Annotated in this window: 8 protein-coding genes; 1 reads left to right on the top strand and 7 read right to left on the bottom strand. The window is 54.4% G+C overall.

Annotated features, from left to right (window positions below):
• Positions 1–83 precede the first annotated feature (83 nt).
• The 7 genes from BLX24_RS00285 to BLX24_RS00255 all read right to left on the bottom strand — a co-directional run bounded on the left by BLX24_RS00285 (position 84) and on the right by BLX24_RS00255 (position 16,927).
• Entirely contained in the window at positions 84–1,724 is a 1,641-nt protein-coding gene (locus tag BLX24_RS00285; protein WP_071501102.1) for a SusD/RagB family nutrient-binding outer membrane lipoprotein, read from the bottom strand.
• A gap of 98 nt (positions 1,725–1,822) precedes the next feature.
• Positions 1,823–5,287, bottom strand: a complete 3,465-nt coding sequence (locus BLX24_RS00280; RefSeq protein ID WP_229201662.1) for a SusC/RagA family TonB-linked outer membrane protein — start codon at positions 5,285–5,287, stop codon at positions 1,823–1,825.
• 108 nt (positions 5,288–5,395) lie between these two features.
• Positions 5,396–7,090, bottom strand: coding sequence for a SusD/RagB family nutrient-binding outer membrane lipoprotein (locus BLX24_RS00275; RefSeq protein ID WP_071501101.1), 1,695 nt, complete (start codon positions 7,088–7,090; stop codon positions 5,396–5,398).
• An 11-nt stretch (positions 7,091–7,101) separates the two neighbouring features.
• The gene (locus BLX24_RS00270; RefSeq protein ID WP_229201661.1) at positions 7,102–10,653 is read right to left on the bottom strand and encodes a SusC/RagA family TonB-linked outer membrane protein; all 3,552 of its coding nucleotides are present in this window, start codon (positions 10,651–10,653) and stop codon (positions 7,102–7,104) included.
• Positions 10,654–10,832: 179 nt separating this feature from the next.
• Positions 10,833–12,479: a SusD/RagB family nutrient-binding outer membrane lipoprotein gene (locus tag BLX24_RS00265; RefSeq protein ID WP_071501100.1), complete on the bottom strand. Its 1,647-nt coding sequence runs from the start codon at positions 12,477–12,479 to the stop codon at positions 10,833–10,835.
• A 26-nt stretch (positions 12,480–12,505) separates the two neighbouring features.
• Entirely contained in the window at positions 12,506–15,880 is a 3,375-nt protein-coding gene (locus BLX24_RS00260) for a SusC/RagA family TonB-linked outer membrane protein (protein ID WP_071501099.1), read from the bottom strand.
• Between the two features lie 24 nt (positions 15,881–15,904).
• Positions 15,905–16,927, bottom strand: coding sequence for a FecR family protein (locus tag BLX24_RS00255; RefSeq protein WP_071501098.1), 1,023 nt, complete (start codon positions 16,925–16,927; stop codon positions 15,905–15,907).
• A 462-nt stretch (positions 16,928–17,389) separates the two neighbouring features.
• Between BLX24_RS00255 and BLX24_RS00250 the strand changes: the two genes are divergently transcribed.
• Entirely contained in the window at positions 17,390–21,133 is a 3,744-nt protein-coding gene (locus BLX24_RS00250; RefSeq protein ID WP_071501097.1) for a beta strand repeat-containing protein, read from the top strand.
• Positions 21,134–21,203 lie beyond the last annotated feature (70 nt).

Here is a 21,203-nt window from a genome sequence, read left to right as displayed (position 1 = left end):
AGTGCAGGCGGATGACAAATCCGCGGTTAGGCTGCGACGGATTTAAAAATCCGTCGCAGCAGCGTAAAATCGTTACATGCGTTTTACCACGGCTTACCGGTTCCCTGAACAACCCACGGTTTCGACCACGGACTATTCCGGCCGTCGGCTTCGGAGTAGGTTGTCTGCTCCAGCTTGCCCATAGCGGCTTCGGTATTGGTTTTGTTCAGATTCCGTTCGTCGAGCATGTAGTAGAAACGGACCGGCAGCACCTTGCGTTTGGCTTGCGGACCGGCTTTCAGCTCCGGATAGCCCGTCCGGCGGTAATCGAACCAGGCTTCGGTAGCGGCGGTCCAGCTGGCAATCCACTTCTGCTCGATGATTTGCTTTTGCGTGGCGTTATAGGCAACGGTTTTCTGCGCGATGTAAGCCGCATACGAACTGGTCAGCCCCCACGCATCGAGCGAGGCTTTGACGCCGGCGTCGTAGTGCGTTTTGGCATCACCGGCCGCCCAGCCTTTCAGCGCGGCCTCGGCCAGAATAAACCGGACTTCAGCCGCCGATACCAGCCGTGCTTTCAGCAGCGGGCCCTTCGCTTGCTTATAAATGTCGTTCAGCCACGAAACGTGCGGGTTATTGGCGGCCTGCTCGGCGGTCGGACTCAAATTATACGAGGCACCGCCTACGATGGCGACCGGTAAACCCACATAGTTCGGATCGGTATTATACTCCTTACCAGCCACTTTGTCGGGCGACAGGTAGCGTTTGCCGTTTTCAATTTTATCGGTCCCTGCGGGCAGACTGGCATCTACTACCAGCGGAATCTGCACTTTGTTGGCCCATACACCGATACGCGGGTCATTCAGCGCCAGCAACGCCTTTACAAAGGTATCGCACATTTTCAGGCGCCGGTAGTTGCTCGCACTGGCATCATAGACCGTGTTGGCCGGCCATGAATCGCTGTCGCTGTTTCCGGCAAAAGGCATGGCCGCATCATCGGTCGCCGCCAGAATGATCGGGTACTGTGTCGGGTTGGCCACGATTTTTTCGATACCAGCCTTGGCTACGTCCGGTTTTTTGCCGGAAATACGCATGAAATACCGGAGAGCCAGCGAATTGGCCAGTTTCCGCCATTTGGCCGGATCACCGGCGTAATAGACATCGGCCGCATCCATCGTACTGGTGTATTCGGCTTTGGTTTTCGACAGCAGGGTATTGGCCTTTTCCAGATCGGCCAGGATGCCGGTATAAATGGCCTCCTGCGTATCGTAGGCCGGAAAGGTATTTTCGGCACCACCCAGTTCCCCTTTCAGCGCACTTGAGTAGGGAGCATCTCCCCACAGGTCCGTAATCAGGCCGAATACCATCGATTTCATGACCAGCGCCACGCCCTGCTGGAGCTCGAAGCCCAGCTGTACCGACCGGTCATAGACATACTGGTTATTCCGCAGGATGTCGTAATACGGGCTCCAGCTCTGGCTCCCGCCCCAGTCGTATTCGTTGTGGCCGCCCGACCAGCCGTCTTTCTGGGTGTGCTGCATGACCCCCGCCATATCCTGGTAACCAAGGTTGACGAAGGCTTTACCGGTCTCCGTCAGCACGGTCGACAGCACGAGGTTCGGGTTTGCCTTTGTCGGATCAACCCCGTTCGGGTTTTGGTTCAGCTCGGTCAGGTCCTTACACGAAAAGACAGACAGCGACAGCAGAACCGTAGTCAGTATATGTTTGTAGTTTACGATTTTCATGGCTTTTAATTACAGGTAAAATGGATAATGAATAAGGCATAATGCGCCACTGTTCCTCACAGTCGGGCCATTATACATGCTCCATTGTACATTATTCATTAAAACGTCAGGTTTACTTTGAAGCCAACCGGAATCACCCACGGCATTACGTTGTAGCGTTCAATCCCCTGCTTGAACTGGATACCGGACCCTTGCAGACCGGCTTCCTGCTGGAACGCCATTTCGGGATCAATGTTGATTTTAGCCGCTGTCCAGAGAATGATGTTCCGGCTGTAAACCGACAAGGACGCGTTCTGCAGACCAACCTTTTTGATGATGTTCTGTGGCAGATCGTACGAGAAGGAGATTTCACGCAGTTTCAGGTACGACGCATCGTAGAGGAAGGCTTTCGTAAAACCCCAGGCCGTACTGCCCGCAAACGGCAAATACAACGTACCGGTGTTGCCCAGGTTTTCCTTGTACCCGGTCGGGTTGCCGTTGGTATCATACCCGGTAGCGATTACCCCCGGAATGAAGGTACCGCCATAAGGCAGTGTGTACGGGCCGTATTTGAACGGAAAACTACCGTATTCCGGCGTCGGGCCACCCACCAGCGGGAAATAGTTGCCATGCTGCCGGATCAGCTCATCCTGATTGGCAACCAGGTAGTTCCGCAGGGCGTCCCCTGTCAGGCCGTTTGGATTAATGAGCTTGTCAAGGAAGAGCTGCGACTGTCCGTTTTCTTCGCCATACCGGTAGGTCTGCGATACAAAGTCCCCGCCGTTACGCCAGTCGAACGTCATGTTCACACTGAAACGCTTGTAGGAAACCGACGCCTGTACCCCCATGATAAACTTCGCGTTGAAGTTTCCGATCTTATTTTTGGTATTAATCGCATCTATGGACTGCCATTTGCCGGTCTGATCCAGAATCGGGTAGCCATAATACGGTGACGATTTATCTTTCACGGTTACCAGCTGGGCGTCGTAAATATCGCCGATGTCTTCGCCCACATACGTCCATGCCCCGCCTTTAGCGTCGGTCCAGAGTGTGTAATACGGCAGGTCGTCCGATAGTTTCAGGATGCGCGTCCGGTTCCGGGTCAGGTTGGCATTCAGGTCGACGCGCCAGCCCGAAGCCGACTGGATCGGGGTGCCGCCCAAGGTCAGTTCAAAGCCGCGGCTGGCCAGCAGACCGGCATTGATGTTTTTCGTGGTATACCCCGACGATGGCGGCAGTTTGGTGCTCAGGATCTGATTTTCCTTTTCGACGCGGTAATAGGTACCGGTAAAGCGCAGGCGGTCGCGGAACAGGTTCAGGTCAAGACCAGCCTCATACGACGTTGCAATCTCCGGTTTCAGATTCGAAATCAGCAGGTTACCCGGCACCGACAGCCGAGGCACCCCTGCCCATGTACCCGCATTGGTCAACGTACTGAGGAGCATGTACGGATTGGCATCATTCCCCACCTGCGCCACCCCACCGCGTAGTTTCAGCAAACTAACCTGGGTGGAGGTCGGGAACAGCATTTCATTCATCAGCAGGCTCAGGGAAGCCGACGGGTAGAAATACGACCGGTTGGCCGCCGGCAAGGTACTCGACCAGTCGTTACGGGCCGTCAGGTCGAGGTAAATCATGTCTTTATACCCGATGTTGGCCAGCCCATACAGGCTATAAATGGCCCGCTGGAACTTGGTACTGGCGTAATCGAGGTTTTCGGGCAGAATATTCTGGATCGTGAAAACACCCGGGACAATCAGACCGGTCCCTGCCTTAGTTGCCGTTGATACGTTGCCCCCATTCTGATAACGGGCATTTCCGCCGGCCGAAACCGAGACGTTAAACTGCCTGATACTTTTCTTGTAGGTGGCCAGGAAGTCGGCATTGCTTTCGAAGTTATCGAGGTTGATAATCCCGTATGCACCGCGCGGATCGCCGGTATAGCTGTTGGCGATTTTCATTTCACGCTGCTCCTTGTAGGTATCGAGTGCGTAGCGGGCCATAAAACTGAACGCCGGCGATATCTGCCAGTCGGCTTTCAGGTTACCGAAAATCCGGTCACGCACGAAGCTGTTATTCACCTCATAGGCCAGAAAATACGGGTTGTTATAAATGCCCTTCGACTGCGACCGCTGCTGAATCCCCTCCTGCCCCGGTTGCCAGTAATTCTGCATGTTCAGGATATCGATGTGGGGAGAAACAGCATACGCCCATTGCAGCGGGTTGGTGCCCCGGTTGCTGGCCGGCCGGTTGTTCGAATTATTGCGGCTCACGTCCAGATTCGTGCTCAGCCGCAGCTTGTTGCTGGCTTTGAAGCTGGCATTCACATTGAACGTATTCCGGAACAGATCGGAGTTCGGAATAATCCCTTTGTTCCGCATGTTCGAGTACGACAGGCGGTACGTAAACAGGTCGGTATTATTGGCCACCGACACCCCGTTGGTGGTGGTTACGCCGGTCTGCACAAAGTTTTTCACGTTGTCCTTATGCGAAACAAGCGGCATCGCAACGGCTTTTCCGTTGGCGTCGAGCGGGCTGTTCCACTGTACTTCGGAATAGCCTTTATCGAGTTCGGCCCCATAGGTTGCGCCTACACTTTCGTCGATGAGTTTACCAAACGGGTTCGACAGCGGCGTGCCGCTGATCGCCGGCGGGATTCCGGAGAATTGCCCCGGCCCGAATTTGGTCTGCCACTTCAGGAACCGGTACGGCTGGTCAAATACGGTACTTGACGTAATGGTAACGGTCGGCTTTTTGGCCTTGGCCCCGCTCTTGGTGGTGATCAGTACCACCCCGTTACCGGCCCGCGAGCCATAGAGCGCCGCCGCGCTCGGCCCCTTCAGAATGGACACATTCTCGATGTCGTCCGGGTTCAGGTTAGAGATCGCGTTTCCGAAATCGGCGCGGTTGTCGGTCCCGACCTGGCTGATGTTATTCAGGGTATTGGCAATCGGGACACCGTCGATCACAAACAACGGCTGGTTATCGCTGCTCAGCGACGTGGCCCCGCGGATCACCATACTTACCGACGAACCGGTCCCCCCGGTCTGGCTGATCTGCACACCGGCCACTTTACCGGCCATGCCGTTCAGGACGTTTTCCTGAACAACGCGGGAGAACTCCTTGCCGTCAACCTTGCCGACGGAATAGCCAAGGGAGCGTTCTTCCCGCTTAATCCCAAGAGCTGTCACGACCGCCTCCTGTAAGGTCTCGGCGCTTTCGGTCATCGTCAGTTCAATCACCGAACGGTTGCCCACGGCGATTTCCTCGGTTTTGTAGCCGATATACGAGAAAATCAGCACGGTATTTTCTCCGTTGACGTCGAGTGAAAACCGGCCGTTGCCATCCGTAGTCGTACCGGTCTGGGTCCCTTTGATCACCACGTTTACGCCGGGCATCGGTGTGCCATCGGCTCCTGTAGTCACTTTTCCGGTAATTTTCCGGGCAACGGCGGCCCGGATGCTTATGTCCGGATGCGCTTTGTTTCTGGCAGCAAAAGCGGGTTCAATGGACAGGGTACCGGTAAGCAGAGCCACCACCAGCATCCCAATCTGTTTTTGTTGGGCGGTAAACATACACTCCATAAGTGCAGTATTAAGTTTAGGAATGAATTGACTTTACGTTAAGTGCGTATACAGAACACCATTAGACAGGCCGCATCTGCCTGACTGACTGATCACGTTACTGAGGCTTTACCAGGGCAGGCTTGTTCCTTGAATTAGCCAGGGTTTAGACCATTGACTGTTTTTCCCCCGCACCTTGGTATGGGTGTTTTCTTCAAGGCTTTGCAGGGCGTTCATCGCGTTTGAGTAATTATAGTTTGTTTCGTTATCTCCGTATATAAACCGGACCGGCAACACATTTTCGGCCGCCGCAGGCCCCGCTTTGAGCACCGGCAACCCCGTCCGGCGGTAATCGAACCAGGCTTCGGTGGCAGCTGTCCAGCCTGCAATCCATTTCTGAAGCATAACCTGTTCAAGGGTATTATTGAACACCACCCCCGGCTGCTGCATATACTCCGTAAGTGCTCCGTCAACACCCCACACAGTGAGCGAGTTACGGATACCCTGCCGGTAGTGCATGCCGGCGTTGCCCGCTGCCCAGCCTTTCAGCGCCGCTTCGGCCAGGATAAACGACACCTCGGCCGACGAACACAACCGTGCTTTCAGAATCCCGCCATTGCTGTTCCGGTATACCTCGGCCAGCTGTGAAACATGCTGATTCTGCACCACCTGACCTGTTGTCGGGTTGTAATTATAGGCACTCGGGTCAATCAGCCCCGGCGGCAACCCGACATAGGAGTTTGTATCCAGAGCCACTTTAAACGTTTTCGGGTTAAACCGGCGGGTATACCGGGCACCGGCCTTGACCTCAGCCAGAAACCGGGCATCCGTCAGGGCAGCAACCCCTTGTTGTATCACCCCGTTTTTCCGGATAAAGGCATCGACCGGCTGCGTCAGCGTTGAGTCGGCGACCCACCGGACATATACCGGGGCAAACCAGACTTTCAAACGTGGGTCCTTATACGTTGTTAATTTATCCAGCAGGGTCTGGCAGGGTTTGCGGCGGCGAAACTCGGAAGGGTCTGTCTCGAAAGCAATCGCCCCGGGCCATGAATTGGCGGCCGTCGCACCGATGTACTCCATCGTTGCATCATCCGTCGCATCGTTCATGTAGATACCCGTCTGATACACGCCTTCGATACCGGCTTTGGCTACCTGAGGCAGTTTGGCCGAAATCCGCATGTAATACCGTAGCAGCAGTGAGTTCGCAAATTTTTGCCACTTCACGGTATCGCCGTTGTAATATACATCGTAGCCGGTGAGGTATCCGGTCGTTTTACCGATCGCAAATAAAGCCGAAGCCTGTTTCAGATCGTCGATGATACCGAGGTAAATGGTTTGTTGCCGATCAAAGCCGGGTAACAGCAGGTCTGCTGAACTGGCGCCCTTCAGGGCATCTGTATACGGTGCATCGCCCCACAAATCGGTGATCAGCCCGAAGAGGAAGGCCTTCAGCGTCAATGCCACCCCCTGATGAAACGTATAGCCCAGCTCTTTTGACCGCTGTAGCAGGAAATCGTTGTTACGGAGCAGGTCATAATAGGTACTCCAGTCTTTGGGACTCCAGTCGTAGTGATTGTGTTCACTGAACCAGCCATCTTTCTGCGTATGCTGCACCACACCGGCTACATCGCCGTACCCCAGCGTTACGTAGTTCATTGCCAGCCCAGTCATTACCGTCGGCAGCATCAGGTTGGGGTTGGCCGTCGACGGGCTGACCACATTCGGATTTTCGTTGATTTTTGACAATTGGTCACCACAGCCGCTGATCATGAGCAGCAGCATCACCAGGATCATCCATTTGGCAGCAACGAGTCTGTACATGATGGTTCTGATTAAAGTGAAAAACCAATTTTGAATCCGACCGGGATTGTCCACGGCAAGACATTCTGCAACTCTACCCCCTGCCGGAACTTACCGTTATCGGCCAGAAAAGCACGCTCGGGATCAATGCCCACCCTGGCGGCTGTCCACAGCATGATATTCCGGCTGAAGACCGACACGTTTATATTCCGGAAGCCCCGGCGCTGCGGCAGGTCAACACCCACCGAAATCTCCCGAAGCTTGACAAACGAGGCATCAAACGTAATCTGCTGATTATAGCCCCAGGGGTATGTATCGGTAATCGGATAGACCTTCGTGCCGGGACCGCCCAGATTTTCGCGGTATGTGCCGTCCGGATTCTGAATAACGCCCGGCGCAAACGCCCCGTCATATTCCGGGATACCGTCGCCGTCGGAGTCCAGCGGCATACCGCCGGTTTCTTTGGTATGCCCCCCGATCCGCGGAAAATTCCCGTTTTGCGGGATGATGTAGCGGGCAGGGTCCGACTTCAGGAGAGCAATCAGCTGATCGGGCGTGTACAATCCTCCCGGAATCAGCTGATCCAGCTGCCGTGCCGACCGCCAGTCTGACTCAAAGTAGCGGTAGGTATACGATTGAAAATTGCCTCCGCTGCGCCAGTCAAAGCTCGCGTTCAGGCTGAATCGCTTATACCGGATCGCCAGTTGGCCACCCATGATAAACCGTGGATTAAAATTCCCGACCTTCACCCGTGCGTTGCGGTCATTGACCGGAATCCAGTCGCCGTTGTTATCCAGAACCGGCCACCGGTAATAGGGTGATTTCGGGTCCGTTACGTAGGCATAGCCCCGGCTGTAGAGGTTCCCGATTTCTTCCCCGACATAGGTAAACGCCCCGCCGTTGTTGTCGTCCCATAGCTGGTAGTAGTCTACCCCCGGCGCCAGTGCCTTGATATAGGTCCGGTTCCGGCTGAAATTTACGCTGGCATCTACCTGCCAGCCATCTTTCTGCTGAACCGGTGTGCCTCCGAGGTTGATTTCCCAGCCACGGCTGGCCAGCAAACCGGCATTGATCAGTTTATTGCCGTAGCCGGATGAATTGGGCGTTGTTACATTCAGGATCTGGTTTTTATTTTCTGAATAGTAATAGGTTGCCTCAAACCGGAGCCGGTCTTTAAAGAGCTTCAGATCAATCCCTCCCTCCGTCGACGTGGCGATTTCGGGCTTCAGCCGGGCATTATACAGGGTGCCCGGCACATTGGTAGTTACCAGATTACCCCATGTACCGGTAGCCAGCGCCTGTTCCAGCTGATAGGGTGCGGCGTCGTTCCCCACCTGAGCCCAGCTTGCCCTGGCTTTCAGCAGGGACACATAATGCGGCAGGGTAACCGTATAATTCAGCAGCCAGCTGCCCGATACCGACGGATAGAAATACGACCGCTTATGCACCGGCAACGTACTCGACCAGTCGCTGCGGGCGGTCAGATCAACATACACCTGATCCTTATAGCCTACCGATGCCATGGCATACAGGCTGTAAATCGCCTTTCGGGTTGTCGAATTCGTAACGGTCAGGGCCGAAACCGGCACGTTCGTAATCCGGTACAGCCCCGGCACGGTCAACTGCGCACCGCCCATAAAATTATCCAGATACCGCTGCGTCATGTAGTTTCCCCCGACGGATGCACTGATATCCAGATCTCCCCGTTTTTCGTGGCGCGTGACCAGAAAATCGGCATTCAGTTCGCGCCGCGACAGATCCTGTAGGTAATACCCTCCTTTTTTCGCCCGCGAATAGCTCCAGGGAATTTTGGTTTCGCGGTTTTCACCGTACTGGTCCAGTGCCAGCCGGACAAAGCCAGTCAGCCATGACGATGGTTTCCAGTCCAGTTTTATGTTTCCGAAAATCCGGTCACGGTTAAAGCCGTTGTTGATACCATAGGCCAGAAAATAGGGATTATCGGCCGTTGCCGAAGGGGTGAGCTGCTGGATGTTTTCACTGCCTTTCACCCAGTAATCCGTTAACTGACGGACATCCACATGGGGCCACATATACACGGCTTCAAGCGGGTTTGCGCCCCGGTTTGCGGTCACCGGCCGGTTATCCGAATTCGTCCGGACCAGTGTAAAGGCCGAATTCAGCGTAAATTGCCGGTTTAGCGTATAGCTTACACTGGAGTTAAGGGAATTCCGCAACAGATCCGAATTCGGGATCATGCCTTTATTGATCATGTTGCTGTACGAAATCCGGTACGACATTTTATCCCCCGACCCCGACAGGGCTACCGTATTGGTTGAGGTAATCCCGGTTTCAAGAAAGTGCTTCATGTTGTCACGGTATGACACCAGGGGCGTTGGAACGGGTTGCCCGTCGGCACCAACCGGACTGTTCCACTGAACGGCCAGGTTACCGGCATCCAGGGCCGGTCCGCCCCAATACATTGAACTTTCGTCTAAGCGGTTACTCCGGTCGCCGGATGCGTACCGGTAGTGCAAATCCAGATATCGGTATGGTTTTTCGAACACATTGCTGGTCGAAAAGGTAATACCGAGTCCTTTGCCTTTTTTCCCTTTTTTGGTTGTAATCAGGATCACCCCGTTGCCTGCGCGGGAGCCGTAAAGAGCCGCGGCTCCGGGGCCTTTGAGTACCGTAATCTGGTCAATATCTTCCGGGTTGAGATCCGAAATCGTATTACCGTAATCAACGTTATTCCGGTCGCCCATGGTCTTCAGGTTATTGAGGGTATTGGCCACCGGCACCCCATCAATCACAAACAGCGGCTGGTTATCGCCGGTCAGCGACCGGGCACCCCGAATGATGATACTCACTGACGAACCGATTCCGCTGGTTTGATTCAGGGTCAGCCCGGCCACGCGGCCAGCCAGTGAATTCACGACATTTTCCTGCGGCACCTGGGTCAGCACCTCTCCCTTCAGATCAGCAACGGAATACCCCAGTGACCGTTTGCCCCGCTGAATGCCCAAGGCCGTCACCACGGCTTCGGAAAGGACCTCAACGTTTTCGGAAAGCGTTACTTCAATGACGTTTTTCTGGTCAACCAATACCTCTTCCGTCAGAAAACCAACCGATGAGAACACCAGTACATCATCCGGATTGACAACATCGAGTTTGTAGGTACCCGATGCATCCGTTGTTGTTCCCAGATTCGTATCCTTAATCCGGATCGTAACCCCCGGAATACCGATGCCATCCTGCCTGGCCACTACCCTGCCCGAAAGCTTAAACCGTTGCTCACCGATAGAATGGACGGCTGCCTCGCTTACCTTTTTACGGATGATGATGTTTTTGTTCACCGCCTTAAATTCGAGCGACGTTTGCCGGGAAATCATGACCAGTACATCCCGCAGGTTCCGGCCGTTCTCAATCCGGATCAGTTTATTCAGCTCAGGCTTCAGGTTGTCTTCAAACAAAAAAACGTAACCCGACTGCTTTGTAATTTTATTGATGATATCCAGCACGCGCCCCTCCTCATGGGCCAGGGCCAGCTTTACCTTTTCGAGATCCGACTCAACCGACAACACCGCTGCCCATGTACAGCCCGGGATAAGGACCGTAAAAGCCATTATCCAGATACAGAGGACATATCGACACGCTCGGCTGGTCATTGTTTCGTAACGGATGCACTAAAATCAATAAAGTAGACAAAACTCTGATCAACGGTACTTTATTTTTTTGTAAACAAATCTCCCACTCCCGTATAAGCGCAGGAGTGAGAGATTGCGGGAAACAGCCTTAAAATGAATTACTGAAGCAGCCAGACTTTTGATTGCTGATCATCTACGGTCGGACTCAGGGCACCAACACCCAGATCGTAGGCCGTTTTGTTCTGACCCAGTTCGTTGCCCGGATAGCGGTAACGAAGCGGGAAGGCATAACCGCTCAGACGGCCATTGCTGAAGATATTCGGCAGTTTTGTCCGGCGCAGATCCAGATAGCCTTCTGACCCGACAAGGAACAGGGAAATCCATTTCTGATCCGCGATTTTTGCCAGCTGACCGGCTTTATCCGATGGCAGCGCAATGGATGCCTGGGCCAGATAGGTATCTACATCCGCCTGTTTTACTCCCCAGCGCAGCAGCGAGTTGGCAATTCCCTTCCGGTAATAGGTATCGGCATTGCCGGTAATGAGCCCTTTGGCCGCGGCTTCAGCCAGAATAAACTGCACTTCATCGCTGTTCATAATCATGGCTTTCAGCAGGTTGTGCTTATTTTCACGGAACAGTTTCGAAAATTTCGATACTTTGAAGTTACCCACCACCCCACCGGCTGCGGTGTTGTAATGGCCGTTACCGTTTTTCCAGTCACTCTGCATCCCGGCCACAAAACCAACATATACTTTATTGGAATCAAGCAGGACGTCGGGCGTAGCATAGGCGGCAATTTCCTTGTTTGTCCGGTCGATGTATTCCCAGGTTGACGAATAGCTGTAGCCATTCGGATCGGTTGTGGTGAACGTCACGCCATGTTTAGTCTTATCACTGGTCCACGGCCGTTCTACCGGCGCAAACCATACCGGCAGGCGCGGGTCTTTCAGGTCAATCAGCTTGTCGACCAGTGTCTTACATGGCCGGCGGGTATCGAAGTTGTCGATGGTTCCCCAGTTCAGCGGGCCGCCGGTCCAGGAGTTGTCAGCGGTTGTACCCACATAGGCAATCGACGCATTCTCGGTCGCTTCGGTCAGCATCGGCTGGGTCAGCAGGGCTGTCATCCGGGCACCGGCATCGGCCAGTTTACCCGATGCCCGCAGCAACAGACGCAGTTTCAGCGAGTTGGCAAACTTGAGCCATTTTGTTTTATCACCGGCAAACATCAGGTCATAGGTATTCGAGATCGGTTCCGAACCGGCATTGATCAATGTCGTCGCCTCATCCAGTTCCTTCAGCAGACCCGTATAGATATCGGCCTGGTGGTCGTACTTCGGATACAGAATTCCCTGACGGGCTTTCAGTGCCTCTGTGTAGTATACGTCTCCGTAAAAATCAGTCATGTACGAAAACAGCAGCACCCGGAAGGTCGTAAAAATACCCTTGTGCACCTTCGATCCGCGCTGATCGGCCAGCCCAATGGATCCGTCTACCAGTTTCAGGATATCCATTGCCGTATACATGTCATCAACCGGCGATTTGAATCCGTTATAGAAGTTATCGCCACTCTGGTAATTACTTTCGATGTGCTGTACGGCGCCCGGCAAACGACGGTTGTCATACCCCATTTTCTGGTAGAAAAGCGACGTTTGTTTAATGATCGAAGCCAGCAGATACGGATCGTTTACGGATTCAATCGCATTTTTCTGCTGCAGGGCGTCGAAGCTGCGGAGTTCATCCTGACTACACGAAGCCAGGCCGGTGATCACAGCCGCAATAGACGCAATTTTTATCAATGATTTCATGTCTTTTCTGTTTTAGGAGAATGCCGTTAAAAGTCAAGTGACAGCTTAAAGCCATAGGAACGGATGCTTGGCAGTGTTGCCCGGAGAATCCCCTGGTTGGTTCCCACCCCTGTGAACGCCGATTCCGGATCTTCGTTACGCCCCGACTTATTCCACTGGAACAGGTTACGACCGATCAGCGAGAAGGTTACGTTGTTCAGGTTGTATCTGGTCGTTAATGCTCTTGGTACAGCATATGAAAGAGAAATTTCGCGCAGCTTGAAGTTGGTCGCATCGTAGGTCCGGGTGGCGGTAAAGTTCCAGATGATATCACCGTACCCGTTATACGGGAAATCATAGAACGTATTTTTCGGATTGGCCCCGTTTACGATGTAATCGGCGTCTGTTGCCTGCGAAGGATCACCCTTGTAATTCGGATTCAGGAACACGCCTTTTACATAGCTGGCGTCCTGGAAATCCGACCGTTTGCCGTCGTTGTTGGCATTAATGGCAGCGTACTCGCTCGACCCGGCGGCCGGCCATACCAGACCACCGTTAGCGGCATCGCGGCCACCCACCCACCATGGGTTGTTATCGCCCGAACCTAGTGTTGTTAAGGCACGGCCGTTCGACTCGGCATACTGCTGGTTTACCGACACATACTTGCCACCCATGCGCAGGCTACCCACAACGTTCAGCGAGAAATTTTTATAACGGACACCCGTATTCAGGCCAAGGATATAATCCGGGTTGAAGTTACCCAGCCGTCCGCGGTCACGCTCATCGCTCGACTTCTGGATTTTACCTTCGTCGGATGTCAGCAGCGGCATACCGGCATATTTTCCGGTTTTTACGCGCAGAATCGGGTTTTCTTCGTAAATATTGCCAATGGTCTCACCCTGAGCGATTTTCACTTTTGTTTTACCATCGTAGCTGGCAAACACATACCCGTTAGGGGCAAATTTATCAGACAAACGGGTGATGGTTGCTTTGTAATGGGTAAAGCTGGCCGACACATCCCAGGCGAAATCGCCCGTTTTCACCGGGGTAAAGTTCAGGCCCCACTCGAAGCCCTTATTCCGGACATCACCGATGTTGGTCAACAGGCCGGAGTAACCCGTTCCCTTAACCAGCGGAATGTTGTCGATCTGATTTTTCTGGTCTTTAATAAAGTAAGTAAAGTCGAATTTCAACCGGTTCCGGAACATCCAGATATCAACGCCGGCTTCTTTCGTCAGGGAGTGCTGTGCCTTGATGTTCGGATCAACGATCGTTGCGTTCAGGCTGACGGTATTGATCGCTCCCCACGGGCTGGCGTCATACGTATACGTATCGATTGACCGGCGGCGGGTCAGTCCGTTCCCCACGTCGGCGAGGGCCAGCCGTGTTTTCACGAGGTCAAAGATCGCCGGCAGTTTCATTGTTTCGGTAGCCACCCAGCTCAGAGAGGCTGAGGGGTAGAAGTAGCTGATTTTTTCTTCAGGCAGAATACCTTTCCAGTCGTTGCGGCCGGTCAGGTCAAGAAACAGCTTATTGTCATAGCCAAGGTTAGCGTATGCATAGGCGCTCAGCGATTTGGTGTTCTGGAACGGAATACCGTTTACGGTCATGGTACCGGCCTTGATGTTTGCCAGCGTAAAGAGCGACGGCGAGTTCAGGTCACCGCCCGTGATTTCCATGCTGTTCAGGTTATTGAACCGGTAGTTACCGCCACCCGACACACTCACCGACAATTTGCCGAACGTCTTGTTATACGTCAGGATCGCATCCGAGTTGGCTTCCAGCGAACTGTTGTTACCCGATACATACTGACCGTACGCATCGCCTTTGGCTCCCCATGACTGACGCAGTTCGTAATTCTCCTTCACATTTTCCATACCCGTACGCAGCAACACCGAGAAATTATCATTCAGTTGCCAGTTGAGCTGGAGCTTGCCGAAGAAGTTGTCACGGGTGAAGCGGTGCAGTTTTTCATAGGTAATCCACCACGGGTTATTCTGGGCAACATCAATGCCGTTGTCTTTCATGATTGCACCGTTCTGACGGATGCCTGCAAAACCCGGCATCCAGTAGTCGCGCATGTCGGCCAGTGGCTGCAGGTTGGTCGGGATATTGAACAACAGGTCATTCAATACACTGTTCGACCCGACGCTGTTGGCCTTGTTCGGCGAATAGGTATGGATATAGCTGGAGCTGACCGATACTTTCAGCTTATTCGTAATGTTGTATTCGGTATTGAGGGAGATGGATTTCTGCTGCGTTTTGGTGTTCGGCATTACCCCCTTGTTGTCCATGTTCGACATCGACAACCGGAAAGCCCCTTTGTCATAATTGCCGGTTACACCGATGTTGTTGGTGAACGTCCCCCCCGTTTGCAGGTATGCTTTCACGCGGTCTTCGTTGGCCGACACCATCGGGCCGTTGTTCCACTTCTTCAGTTTAACGTCCCAGTAGTCCGATTTGAATGTACCATCGAGCCGCGGCCCCCAGGTATCGGTGTTGTCGTACTGCCATTCATACGCGCGTTCGCCCTGGCCGTAAAGCGTTTGTTCGGGGAAGAACATATATGGTTTATCCGCCGTATAGGCCGTCGAGAACGAAACGCCAAGGCCTTTTTTGGCACCTTTGCCGGATTTTGTTGTGATCATAACCACCCCGTTCCCCCCTTCGGCACCGTAGAGCGCACCGGCACTCCCCCCTTTCAGGATGGTAATGTTAGCGATATCGTTCGGGTTAAGCTGCGAGAGAATGTTTCCGAAGTCGACCCCGTCTTTTGACGTAAACGTCTGTGTACCAACCGGCACACCGTCAATTACATACAGGGGCTGCCCTTTGATGGATACATCGGAACCGCCGGCGCTGGTTGTCGGCATGGCCGTTGTACCACGGATGTTTACCAGTACCGACGATGTCGGGTCGCTGCTCAGGTTGGTCAGGTTAACCCCGCTCACCTTACCGTCCAGTGCTTTCAGCACGTTCGGGTTGGCCGCTTTTACCAGGTCTTCGGATTTTACTTCGCTGACCGAGTAGGCCAGTGATTTCTTTTCGCGGCTGATCCCGAGGGCCGTCACGACAACCTCCTGTAACTGGCTGGCGTCTGAGGTCATGACCACATCCACCACGCTCCGGTTGCCCACCGGCACTTCAATTTTTGAATAGCCGACGAATGAGAATACCAGTACGGCATTACTTCCGCTGACATCGATTGTAAACTTCCCGTCGGCATTGGTGCTCGTCCCACGCTGGGTCTCTTTAATCAGCACGTTTACCCCCGGCATCGCAAGGCCATCATCCTTCGATGTAATTTTTCCCGTGACAGTACGGACTTGTGCCATGGCGGTCGTCAGGCACCCGGCCGCAAGCACGATTACTGCCATCAGCAGCGGACGCAGAAGCCATTGAAAGGTAGATCTGTGTTTCATAGTTTTCAGGTATTTAGAAGGTACTTACTTACGGATCACGACAATCCGGCCTTTTATTTCATATTTAGCGCTGATCGCGAAGCAGATGGATTCAAGGGCGGATACCAGGTTTTCATTGATGTGTCTGCCGGTCAGCGAAGTTTCCAGCAGCGATTTATCTTTTACCTGAATCTCAACGTCATAGCATCGTTCCAGGGTCTGAACCACCGTACTGAAGGGCGTATGATCAAACAGCAGCACGCCGTCTGCCCAGGCATAATCAGGCGTTACATCCTGCCGGACAATCCGGTACTTCTCTGTTCGTTTATTGAAAATCAGCTTTTCGTTACGCGTCAGAATAACAGCCGGTAACGAGGTGGAATTGATCGACACACTGACGCGTCCCGAACGGACGGAAACAGCCACTTCCTCGTCGGCATCGTACGATTTAATGTTGAATGACGTGCCAAGCACACATACCTTCAACTCATCAAGACTGATGGAAAAGGGCCGGTTTTTGTCTTTGGCCACATCAAAGTAGGCTTCCCCCTGCAAACTGACCGGCCGGTTTTTGTTGTCGAAAGCAACCGGAAATGTCATTTTGCTTTCTGCATTGAGCTTTACATAGGTTCCGTCGGCCAGCCGTAAGCTCTTCCGGCTGCCTCTCGGAACTACCTCCTCATGGTGAGCCGCCAAAGGAGTCTGCTTTCCGGAATCACTTAATTTCTGCTGTTGAGCACGGTAAGGAATCAGATATAGAATGCCCAGAAACCCGAGGGCAAGGGCAAGTAAAGCGGCCATCCGTGTGTAGCTTCCCCGCGAAATTCCGAACAAGGCCGGCCGCTGCGATCCGGAAGGTACCGAATCCGTCGCAGGGGGCTCCTGCCGGGGTAAATCTGTGGTTTCGCTTTCCTCAACGAGTGAATTAAAGTAAGCTTCCAGTACGTCCGAAAAATCGTCAAGTGCCCGCTCGTTCCCCATGCTCCGCAGCAACTCATCCAGTTCGGAGGAAGTCAGCTGGTTTTCGATGAGACGATTAACGAGGTATTCGGCGCGGGACCGTAACATGGTTCGATTGGTTTAAAATCTGCTAATGATACTGCACTTGCCGGGCAAAAGACTATTTCGGCATATTTATTTTTTGTTAACACGCCTGGCGGCTGGTTTTCAGCCACCTGAAAGCCGCAGGTTTATCAGCTCTCCTATGATCCTGCCTCGTTTTCAGGCCCGCTCACACAGTTTCCCTGCTTCTTTATAACATTCTGCTCCTCTTAAGGCTTCCTGTTTATACCTTGTAATCCTATAGGCTAAACCAATATAATTTAGTCTGAGCATATGATTGGCCGCGCTACTGCATCCTCACCCCAGGGGATTCTACATGTATGAAAATGAACCTTGCCCCGGTGACGAAATCCTTCGCACCGGACGTTGTCTGACACGTTACGATGCGGTACTTGCCGCATGATCGGTTCCGGCCGAATGTACACACTTAATCCATAAATCGTATTTCCAACTTTTTACTCAACCAGTATGCATACAAATTTTAAGCCGGCGACCACGTCACTGTGGTTGTTTGTCTGGGCATTGTGTATCACGTGCTCCTATCAACACCAGGCCTTTGCCCAATCAGCCCTTACCCTTACGCAACCGACCTATAACTGTTCTACGGGAGCGATCACCTTTAATACAACAGGCGGTAATGGTTCGGCCATTACCTATTCGGCGGCCGGTATTACGCGCGCCGGCGCATCCAGCAGCAGCGGAACCCTGGAAGCCGGTTTGCGGGCTGACCCCAAACCAATTGTTATCACAGCAACTCAGGATGGCGTATCAACTACCTATACATTTAATTTAGCTACCGCTTGCCCGGGCAACTTTGCCGTTACCCAGCCAACGTATAATTGCTCAACCGGTGCCATTACGTTCAACACAACCGGTGGCGATGGCTCTCCTGTTACCTTTACGGCCCCGGGGATCACCCGCGCCAATGCAGGGAGTGCCAGCGGTACCGTTGAACCAGGCTTACGGGCCGATCCGAAACCAATCGTCATTACTGCGATGCAAAACGGTGTCATGGTCAGCTATACGTTTGATCTGGCAGCCTTCTGCGGCAACAATCCGACGCCAACCAATCAGGCGCCTGTCTTCAGCGGCACACTAACGGCCGTTTCGGGTATTGCCGGTGTTCCGTTCAGCTATACCCTGCCAACCGGATCGTTTACCGACCCGGACGCCGGACAAACGCTGACCTATACGGCCGTAGGGTTGCCAACCGGCCTGAGCATCAATGCCGGGACGGGTGCCATTACCGGTACAACATCGGCAACGGGTGCGAACAACATCACCATCCGGGCAACTGACCCGGGCGGACTATCGGCCTCAACAACAGTTGGTATTACATTCAATGCAAACCTGACACCGGTTTTCAGTGGTACGCTGACATCCGTAACCGCCATTGCAGGGGCACCGTTCAGCTACACGCTGCCAACCGGCTCGTTTACGGACCCGAATACCGGTCAGACACTGACGTATACGGCAACCGGACTACCGGCCGGACTAAGCATCAATTCAGGTACGGGCGCACTGACCGGCACGGCCTCCACTACCGGTTCTAACTCCGTTGTGTTTACGGCCACCGATACCGGCGGGCTATCGGCCAGTTCAACGCTGGGTATCACAGTAGTGCCCAATGTGGCTCCGGTATTCAGTGGCTCGCTTGCCTCTGTTTCGGCTACGGTAGGCACGCCCCTGAACGTTACGCTGCCAACCGGTACCTTTACCGATGCCAACACCGGTCAGGCGTTAGCCTATTCGGCAACCGGACTACCGGCCGGACTAAGCATCAATGCAGGCACGGGCGCAATCACCGGTACGCCTTCTGCCACCGGCACCAGCTCGGTTACGCTGACGGCACGGGATACGGGCGGCTTATCCACATCGGGCGTGGTTTCGGTGAATGTAGCCCCGAATCAGGCCCCGGTCTTCAGTGGCTCGGCGCTTTCGGCCACCGGTACTGTTGGTTCGATGCTTAGCTATACGTTGCCAACCGGTACGTTTACCGACCCTAACGCCGGACAGACGCTGACCTATACCGTTACCGGACTACCGGCCGGCCTGAGTGTTAACAGCGGATCAGGCGCGATTACAGGGATGCCATCGGCAACGGGGGTTTCATCGGTAACGATTACGGCTACCGATCCGGCGGGTGCTTCGGCATCCGGTACGGTAAGCATCTCCGTTGCGCCAAATCAGGCCCCTGTCTTCAGCGGTACGCTGGCTTCGGCAACCGGTCTGGTCGGCTCTGCGTTCAGCTATACCCTGCCAACGGGTGCCTTCACCGATCCGAATCCGGGACAGTCCCTGACGTATGCGGCTACCGGGCTGCCGTCAGGATTCAGCATCAACAGCGGATCGGGCGCCATCACGGGAGCACCGTCGGTATCGGGGGTTAGTTCGGTAACCATTACGGCCACCGACCCTGCCCGTGCTACGGCAAGCGGCGTACTCAGCATCAGCATCGGCTCCGCGCCGACTCCGGTCTTCAGCGGCTCGCTGGCTTCGGCGACCGGCACCGTAGGCCAGGCGTTCAGCTATACCCTGCCAACCGGCACCTTTACCACGGCCGGTGGCCAGTCGCTGTCGTATGCAGCCACCGGTTTACCCGCTGGTCTGACCCTGAATACAACTACCGGTACGATCTCAGGAACGCCAACCACAGCGGGCAGCAGCACCGTTACCCTGCGGGCTACCAACACGGGCGCTCAGTCGGCCAGCGGTACAGTTGGGATTACCATCAGCCCGATGCCTTCGCCAACCTTCACCGGTACGCTGGTGTCGGCAACCGGTACGGTAGGTCAGGCGTTCAGCTATACCCTGCCGACCGGATCGTTTACGGATCCTTCCGGACAAACGCTGGCTTATGCCGCTACGGGGCTGCCAGCCGGTCTGACGATCAACACAACAACCGGGGCCATCTCGGGAACACCGACAGCAGCGGGCAGCAACACCGTTACCCTGCGGGCTACCAATACCGGCGGCATGTCGGCCAGCACAACGTTTGGCATCACCATCAGCACATCGGCCACCAGCGGTACCGGCACAGCACCGGTCTTCAGCGGCACCTTAGCCTCGGCGACGGGTGTGGTTGGGCAGGCATTCAGCTATACCCTGCCGACCGGCACGTTTACGGGCGGTACCAATCAGACGCTGACGTATGCCGCTACCGGATTACCAGCCGGTCTGACGATCAACACAACAACCGGTACGATTTCGGGCACACCGACAGCGGCGGGCAGCAATACGGTTACTCTGCGGGCGACTAACACCAGCGGGCAGTCGGCCAGCGGAACAGTCGGCATCACGATCAGCACATCGGCGACCAGCGGCACCGGTACGGCACCGGTCTTCAGCGGCACCTTAGCCTCGGCAACGGGTGTGGTAGGTCAGGCCTTCAGCTATACCCTGCCAGCCGGAGCATTTACAGGCGGTGCCTCACAAACGCTGACGTATACAACCGTTAATTTGCCGGCCGGTCTGACGATCAATACCGCAACCGGTACGATCTCCGGAACACCGACCACGGCGGGCAGCACCACCGTAACCCTACGGGCGACCAACGCAGCCGGTCAATCGGCCAGTGCATCGGTTGGGATTACGATCAGCGCATCGGCCACCAGCGGCACCGGAACAGTCGGCACAGCGCCGGTCTTCAGCGGTACGCTGGTGTCGGCAACGGGTGTAGTAGGCCGGGCCTTCAGCTATACGCTGCCAACCGGTTCCTTCACGGATCCGAACAGCCAGACACTGACGTATGCGGCTACCGGTTTGCCGGCCGGCTTGAGCATTAATACGACAACCGGTGCTATTTCGGGCACACCGACCACGGCAGGCAGCAGCACCGTTACCCTACGGGCTACGAACACCGGCGGGTTATCGGCCAGTGCGGTGATGAGCATTACCATCAGCGCCTCAGCGACCGGTAGCGGACGGATTGCCGCCGCCGAGTCACTGCCTCCGATTGATGTGGTAGCGATTGGTGGTAACCCGATTCAGAACGGTATCATCGAAGTAGCCATCCGCGGAGCCGAAGGCGAACCGATTCAGGTACAGGTGACGAATATGAATGGTGAAGTCATCAGCGTACAGCGCCGTGAACGGGCACAAGCCGAAGAGCGCTTCCGCTTCGACGTCAGCCGTCAGCCGGGTGGTACGCTCTTGTTGCGGGCCGTTTCCAACAGCCGTGCACGGGCCATCCGCCTGTTGAAAATCGACTAAACCTGCTTTGTAAGAAGGAATAACGGATCATGAAAAATGGACAATGGCTTCAGGCCGTTGTCCATTTTTC

It is taken from the genome of Arsenicibacter rosenii, from assembly GCF_001870735.1.
In the GTDB taxonomy this organism is placed as follows: domain Bacteria; phylum Bacteroidota; class Bacteroidia; order Cytophagales; family Spirosomataceae; genus Arsenicibacter; species Arsenicibacter rosenii.
Note: the sequence above shows the minus strand (reverse complement) of the source record. Positions and strands in the feature narration are given on the sequence as shown.

What these genes read in the sequence shown, in the direction of transcription:
- BLX24_RS00285 (WP_071501102.1), bottom strand. Translation starts at nt 1,724, where the DNA reads ATGAAAATCGTAAACTACAAACATATACTGACTACGGTTCTGCTGTCG.
- BLX24_RS00280 (WP_229201662.1), bottom strand. Translation starts at nt 5,287, where the DNA reads ATGGAGTGTATGTTTACCGCCCAACAAAAACAGATTGGGATGCTGGTG.
- BLX24_RS00275 (WP_071501101.1), bottom strand. Translation starts at nt 7,090, where the DNA reads ATGTACAGACTCGTTGCTGCCAAATGGATGATCCTGGTGATGCTGCTG.
- BLX24_RS00270 (WP_229201661.1), bottom strand. Translation starts at nt 10,653, where the DNA reads ATGGCTTTTACGGTCCTTATCCCGGGCTGTACATGGGCAGCGGTGTTG.
- BLX24_RS00265 (WP_071501100.1), bottom strand. Translation starts at nt 12,479, where the DNA reads ATGAAATCATTGATAAAAATTGCGTCTATTGCGGCTGTGATCACCGGC.
- BLX24_RS00260 (WP_071501099.1), bottom strand. Translation starts at nt 15,880, where the DNA reads ATGAAACACAGATCTACCTTTCAATGGCTTCTGCGTCCGCTGCTGATG.
- BLX24_RS00255 (WP_071501098.1), bottom strand. Translation starts at nt 16,927, where the DNA reads ATGTTACGGTCCCGCGCCGAATACCTCGTTAATCGTCTCATCGAAAAC.
- BLX24_RS00250 (WP_071501097.1), top strand. Translation starts at nt 17,390, where the DNA reads ATGCATACAAATTTTAAGCCGGCGACCACGTCACTGTGGTTGTTTGTC.